General features: G+C 67.2%; 1 protein-coding gene. It reads right to left on the bottom strand.

Annotated elements, in window-relative coordinates; genetic code table 11:
* The coding region (locus tag P0Y43_RS26580) for an amino acid adenylation domain-containing protein (protein ID WP_275640238.1) at positions 1 to 3,580 on the bottom strand (3,580 nt) is incomplete at both ends.

Below are 3,580 nucleotides of genomic sequence, written 5' to 3'. Positions count from 1 at the left end.
CGCACACCCTCAACCTGCGCCAGCCGCGCCTCGATCTCGCCAAGCTCGATGCGGAAACCGCGCAGCTTCACCTGGTGATCGTTACGGCCCAGGTATTCGATCTCCCCTTCCGGCAGCCAACGCCCCAGATCCCCCGTGCGGTACATCCGCCCGCCCGCGCGGAACGGGTCCGCCAGGAAACGCTCCGCCGTCAGGTCTTCACGGTTCAGGTAGCCACGCGCTACCCCCGCGCCGCCAATGTAGATCTCACCTGCCACGCCCATCGGAACGGGCTCGCCATGCGCATCCAGCAGGTAGAACTGGGTGTTGTCGATCGGACGACCGATATTCACCGCCCCTTCCACTCGCTGGGCCGATGACCAGATCGTCGTCTCCGTCGGTCCATAGACGTTCCAGAGCGTGCCCACCCGCGCGCGCAACTGAGCGGCCAATTGCGCCGGCAACGCCTCGCCGCCGCACAGCGCCGTCAGCCCCGCTGAACCCGGCCAGCCGCCCTCCACCAGCATCCGCCAGGTCGACGGCGTTGCCTGCATCAGCGTCGCACCACTGTCGTCAAGCGCCCGGGCCAGAAGCGTCGCGTCACGCGCGGACTCCCGATCCAGCACGATCGTGCGGGCGCCCACCACCAGCGGCAGATACAACTCCAGACCCGCAATGTCGAAGCCCAGCGTGGTCACCGCCAGCAATCCATCGCCCGCTGCGATCCCGGTCAGCCCGCGCATCGCCTGCAGCAGGTTCGCCAGGTTGCCGTGCTCGACCATCACGCCCTTGGGCCGGCCGGTCGAGCCCGAGGTATAGAGCACATACGCCAGGTGATGCGGCTGTACCGTCACACGCGGATCATGGACCGGCTGCGAACGCCATGCCGCATCGTCCAGGTCGACGATCTCGACGATCTGCACTCCCACATCCTCGACCACGCCGCGCGTGGCCTCGCTCACCACCAGCGCCGACGGCGCGCTGTCCTCCAGCATCCACGCCAGTCGCTCCGACGGGTAGGCCGGGTCCAGTGGCACATACCCCGCGCCCGACTTCAGGATCCCGAGCAGGCCCACCATCATTCCCACGCCACGCTCCACGCACAGCGCCACACGGTCATCCGCGCCCACGCCCAGCTCGATCAAGCGGTGCGCCAGTTGGTTGGCCTGTTCATTCAGCTCGCGATAGCTCAGCCGAGCTTCGCCCGCCTGCACCGCCCATGCGTCCGGCGTCTGCGCCACCTGCGCCGCGAACAGGTCGGGGAAGGTCCCCTTGTCACCCTGTTCGACCTCGGTCGCATTCCAGGCATGCAATACCTGCTCGCGTTCCTGCGCCGGCAATACCGGCAGATCCCGCATTCGACCGGATTCCTCCCGCTCAAGTGCTTGCGCCAGCCCGGCCAGCACGGTGGCCATGTATTCGCCGATGCGCTGCGCGCCGACACCTGCCACCACCTGTACGGTCAGACGGAAATCGTCACCGAAATCATCGACCGCCAGCGTCAGCGGATAATTGGTGCGCTCCTCCATCGCGAGCAGGTCGATGCCTCGCCAGCCGTCCGACGCTTCGCCGGCAGCGGCCGGATCGACGCCGTGACGATAGTTGAGCAAGGCGCCGAACAGTGGCGCGGGCGCAGCCACGCCGCTGCAACGTTGCGCTTGCGCCAGCGGCATGTGCTCATGCACCAGCAGGGCCAGCAGGTGCTCATGCGTCGCCTTCACGCAAGCCGCGATATCGCGATCGCCGATCCGCACACGCAAGGGCAGCATGTTGATGAACATGCCGAGCGCACTCTCGATACCTTGGCCGCCCTGCAGTCGCCCGAGCAGCACGGTGCCGAACACCACGTCCTCACGTCCGCTCAAGCTGCCGACCACCTGTGCCCAGGCAAGATGATGCAGGCTGGCCACGCTCACGCCGTAACGCCGTGCCAGCGTGCGCAGGCGCATGCCGAGCGCCGCGCCGAGCATTTGCACCGACTCCTCGATGTCACCGCCCTGGGTCAGACCGAAGGGCAGCGTCGGCTCATCGACATCGGCCAGCATCGCGCGGAAGAACGCCTTCTGTTCATCGTTGCGATCGAGCGCAATCGCGCGCGCCACGTAGTCGCGATACGGCATCGGCGTCGACTGCGGGGCCTCGCGCCCTTCGAGGTGTCCCGCGATCTCGCCGATCATCAGTTTCAGCGACGTCGCGTCGTCGATCAGGTGGTGCGACAACAGCATCGTCACCCAGCGGCCGCCCGGAACATCCTGGGCCGTGATGAGCCGCATCATGGGTGCCTGGCGGATATCCAAGCGAAAATGCCGAGGGTCGAAACGCTTGCGCAGCTGGGCGGCGATATCGCCTTGCGCCGGGTCCAGTTGCAAGACCTCAACCGTCAGCGGTGCATCCCGCCAGACCAGCTGCACGGGCTGGTCCAGCCCATCCCACGCGATCGCGGTGCGCAGCACCGCATGACGCACCACGACTTGGTTCAGTGCGGCGGCAAACGCCTCGACCCGCTGCAGGCTGTCCATCGCCAACATGGCACTCAGCAGATACGGGTCGCCGCGCTCGGCCGCGATGTGGTGGTAGAGAATGCCGTCCTGCAGTGGCGCGAGAGGGTAGATGTCCTCCACGTTGGCCGCACCGCCGGGCACTGTCGCCGTGATCCGGTCGATGGCCGGCTGCTCGAGTTCGATCAGCGTCAGCATGGACGGCGTGATACGCGTGCAACCAGCGACGATGCCATTGAGCGGCACAGCCGAGTGCCGCGACGGGTTCGCCAGGGCGGCGACGCCCGCCACGGTGGGATGTGCGAACAAAGCCTGCACATCGCACTGGAAACCCTCACGCGCCATGCGCGAGAGAAGGTTGACCGCGAGCATCGAGTGGCCGCCCAGCGCGAAGAAGTCGTCGTGCCGGCCCACCTGTTCCGCACCCAGTGTTTCCTGCCAGATCCGCGCCAGCGCTGTTTCCACTTCACCTTGCGGGGCCTCGTATGCCTGGGCCGCATAGGCCTGCGCCTGCGGCGCGGGCAATGCCCGACGGTCGAGCTTGCCGTTCGACGTCAGCGGCAACCGCTCCATCCACACATAGGCCGCCGGCACCATGTACTCGGGCAGGTGTGCCAGCAGCGCCTCGCGCAGCACCGGCACCTCCACAGCCTGCGCACCCGTCACGTAGGCCACCAGACGCGTCTCGCCCGGTGTATCCATACGCGCCAGCACCACCGCCTCCCGAACACCCTCCACCTGCGCCAACCGCGCCTCGATCTCGCCAAGCTCGATGCGGAAACCACGCAGCTTCACCTGGTGATCGTTACGGCCCAGGTACTCGACCTCTCCACCCGCCAGCCAACGGCCCAGATCCCCCGTGCGGTACATCCGCCCGCCCGCGCGGAACGGGTCCGTCAGGAAACGCTCCGCCGTCAGCTCTTCACGGTTCAGGTAGCCACGCGCCACCCCCACCCCGCCGATGTAGATCTCACCCGCCACACCCATCGGCACGGGCTCGCCATGCGCATCCAGCACGTAGATGCTCAGGTTGTCGATCGGACGACCAATCGGCACGATGCCCGGATAACGATCCGCCACGCAGTGCCAGGCCGTCACGTCGA

The organism is Pseudomonas entomophila (genome assembly GCF_029193575.1).
GTDB classification, from domain to species: Bacteria; Pseudomonadota; Gammaproteobacteria; order Pseudomonadales; family Pseudomonadaceae; genus Aquipseudomonas; species Aquipseudomonas entomophila_G.
Note: the sequence above shows the minus strand (reverse complement) of the source record. Positions and strands in the feature narration are given on the sequence as shown.